This is a genomic window from Antarctobacter heliothermus (assembly GCF_900188425.1).
Classification (GTDB): domain Bacteria; phylum Pseudomonadota; class Alphaproteobacteria; order Rhodobacterales; family Rhodobacteraceae; genus Antarctobacter; species Antarctobacter heliothermus.
The window spans coordinates 1-3,333 of sequence record NZ_FZON01000122.1; the positions used below are offsets into that span (position 1 = coordinate 1).

Consider the following 3,333-nt stretch of genomic DNA (forward strand, 5'->3'; position numbering starts at 1 on the left):
CGACCCGTCTGCTACCAGAACATGCCAGACGACCTGCTCCCCGACGACCTGAGGTGAGGCGTCGGAATGGTAGGGATGACACAAACAGAAAAAGAGATGCCGGTGCACCTGTCGCTGGTGTCTCTTTTGCTGCTGTCGGTCGCGGGGCTGGAATTACTGTCGCGGATCAGCGGGTTGCGGGCGATGCAGGATGCCGCCTGGGTCGCCATGCTGCTGGTTGTGCTCTTGTCGATCCGTCGTCTTACCTTGCGCGAATACTACCTTGTCGGTGCCAGCGTCGTCGTGTCCGTGCTTGTCGTCGCGCGGCTTCCCAATTCCGCTACGGTCCTTATTGGTGCGCTGGATCAGGCTGTGTTCCTAATGAGTTTCATCCTGCTGCTGGGCCTGTTGCAGGCAACCGCCGCAACCTCACCCTCGGTGGCGGATCTGGGCGCTTTCCTGACCCGCCAGCCGCCCGGACGCCGCTATGCCGCGCTGTCGGGCGGGACGGCCTTTCTTGCCATCTTGTTCAATATCGGCGTCGTCAGCTTTTTGGTGCCGCTGATCCAGCGGGGCATTCAACGCGCCGCGCCAGGGGACGTGTTGAACCCGATCCGGGAACAGCGCCAGATTTCGGCCCTGTTGCGCGGGTTCGCCTGGAGCGTGACATGGTCGCCTACCGCCATTGCACCGTTGATTGTCATGGACCTCATGCCCGGCGTCGACCGGGTGTCCTGGATGGGGTATGCTTTTCCGCTGTTTGCTGTCCTGATGGTTGCTGGCTGGCTGGAAGACCGCGTGCGGTTCCGCGCTTTCAAGCCACGGGGTGTGTTGCCAGTCATGGCTTGGCCGCGCACCGCAGCGCTGCGTTTTGCCGCGACGACGATCTGGTTTCTCCTGCTGGTGCTCTGCTTTGTCTGGCTGTTTGACGAAAGCATCGTCTTTGGCGTGCTCGCGGCCTGCCCGCTCATGGTGGTTGGTTGGCTTGTGGCCCAACAGGGGGCGGCCGCGCTGCCTGCACGGCTGCGCCAGATGGTCGGAACCGATCTTCCCGGTTCGATCAATGTGGCTGTCACGCTGGCCACTTCGGGCTATATCGGGCGCGCCGCCGCAGGGCTGACCCCCGCCACCGCCGTGGCCGACGCATTGGGGCTGGCCACCATGCCGAACTGGCTGATGCTGGCCCTGATCCCCTCATTCACCGCGCTGATCAGTCTGTTGGCACTGTCCCCGACGATGATGGCGGTGTTTCTGGGCTCTTTCTTTGCCGCACTGCCTGTGCTGCCCGCCGACCCGACACTGATTGCCTTTTCGATCTCCTGTGGCTGGGCCCTGTCGATGACTTTCTCGCCGTTTGCGACGCTGATCCTGATCGTCTCGCGGGCCTCCGGCATTCCGATCTCCACACTCACCTGGCGCTGGAACATCCTGTTCACCACCTTTGCTGCAACCCTGCTTTTTCCGGTCTTTTATCTGTTGACCGGTGGGCACTAATCCAAGGAATCGCTCATGATCGCCCCTACTGACCTTCGCACAATCATCCGCTCCGGGCTGCTGTCCTTTCCCGTCACCCCCTTTGACGCGGACGACACTTTCAACGCAAACGCCTTTGCCGCACATCTGGAATGGCTCAGCCCGCATAAGATCGCCGGGCTGATCGTCGCTGGAGGCACCGGAGAGCTGTTTTCCCTGACCCCGTCAGAGGTGGTCGAGGTGGTCAAGACCGCCCGCGCCGCACAGCCGGATCAGCCAGTGATCGCCGGGTGTGGTTACGGCACCCGGATGGCCTGCGACATGGCACAGGGGATCGAGGCCGCAGGCGGTGACGGCATCCTGTTGTTGCCCCACTACCTGATCGGCGCGCCGCAGGACGGCATAGAGGCGCATATCCGCGCGGTCTGCAAATCCACCAACATGGGCGTGATCGTCTACAACCGGGGCCAATCGGTTGTCTCTGCCCAGACCTTGGCACGATTGGCCGACGAATGCCCCAACCTGATCGGCTTCAAGGACGGCACCGGCGATATCGACACAGTCAAGCGCATCACCGTGGGGTTGGGCGACCGGCTGGCCTATGTCGGCGGTATGCCCACGCATGAGCTGTTTGCACAGGCCTATCGCGGCGCGGGCGTGGACACTTATTCCTCTGCCGTCTTCAACTTTGTCCCAGAAACAGCGCTGGCCTTTCACGCCGCCTTTGTCGCCGGGGACGATGCCACCTGCGATGAGATGTTGCGCGACTTTTACTATCCTTTCGCAAAGATCCGCGACCGCAAGACCGGCTACGCCGTCTCGGCGATCAAGGCTGGTGTCGCTCTGCGGGGGTTTGAGACTGGTCCGGTGCGCAGCCCACTGACCGACCTCACGGATGAGGAACGCGACCTGATGCGCGATCTGATGCAGGGCCGCAACTAGGCAGGGACCGGCCGTGACGTCAATTATTCTCACGACCTCTCCCACCTTTGCCACCATCGGCGGGCTTTCCGAACGGATTGCCGCCGATGGGTACACACTCGTCCGGTTTCCGCAGATCGGCGCAGGATATCTTGAGGCCTTGGCAGAGGCCGAGTTTCTTGTCGCTGGGTTGCCGCCAGTCGATGCCGCGACGATCGCCGCCGCACCACGCCTCAAGGGAATTCTGAAACATGGGGTAGGTCTGGATTCGATTGACATAGATGCCGCCTCACGGGCGGGACTTCCGGTGATGTCGACACCGGGGGCCAACGCGCAGGCGGTGGCAGAGCTGGCCCTTGGGGCGATCTTTGCGCTGTCCAGAAACACGGTTGCCGGACATGAAACCGTCGCGCAGGGCGGGTGGCATCGCAGACGCGGGCGCGAGGTGACGGGGCGCACACTGGGTATTCTGGGCTTTGGACAAATCGGTCAGCGGTTGGCCCGCATGGCGCGCGGCGTGGGAATGCTGGTCATTGCGCATGACACCTTTCCCAACCCGGACGCCGCCAGAGAGATCGGCGTGGAACTGGTGCCCTTTGGCACGCTTCTGGCGCGCGCTGATCATCTGTCGCTGCATCTGTCCGGTGGGCCATCCTCGACCGGGCTGATCGGATCGCAGGCGCTGGCCCGCATGAAACCGGGAGCCTGCCTGCTGAACTATGCCCGCGGCAGTATCGTGGATCTTGATGCGCTGGCCCATGCGCTAGGCTCTGGCCATCTTGGCGGGGCTGCACTGGATGCCTTTGTCGAGGAGCCCCCCGACACCAGCCATGCCATTTTTGCCCAGCCAAACACGCTTTTTTCGCCCCATTCCGGGGCCGATTGTAAGCGCTCCGTTGATACCGCAGCTTATGCGGCCTGATTTTCCGATGCGGAAGTCGGCAGCCAATTCCAAGGCAG

Annotated in this window: 3 protein-coding genes; all 3 read left to right on the forward strand. The window is 62.6% G+C overall.

Going from position 1 to position 3,333, the window contains the following annotated elements:
• Positions 1–75 precede the first annotated feature (75 nt).
• From CHB90_RS25675 to CHB90_RS25685, 3 genes are read left to right on the forward strand one after another with little or no spacing between them, the layout of a single operon-like run.
• Positions 76–1,473, forward strand: coding sequence for a hypothetical protein (locus CHB90_RS25675; RefSeq protein ID WP_089280528.1), 1,398 nt, complete (start codon positions 76–78; stop codon positions 1,471–1,473).
• A gap of 18 nt (positions 1,474–1,491) precedes the next feature.
• Positions 1,492–2,394, forward strand: a complete 903-nt coding sequence (locus CHB90_RS25680) for a 5-dehydro-4-deoxyglucarate dehydratase (protein WP_212591669.1) — start codon at positions 1,492–1,494, stop codon at positions 2,392–2,394.
• A 13-nt stretch (positions 2,395–2,407) separates the two neighbouring features.
• Entirely contained in the window at positions 2,408–3,295 is an 888-nt protein-coding gene (locus CHB90_RS25685; RefSeq protein ID WP_089280530.1) for an NAD(P)-dependent oxidoreductase, read from the forward strand.
• The last annotated feature ends 38 nt before the right edge of the window (positions 3,296–3,333 follow it).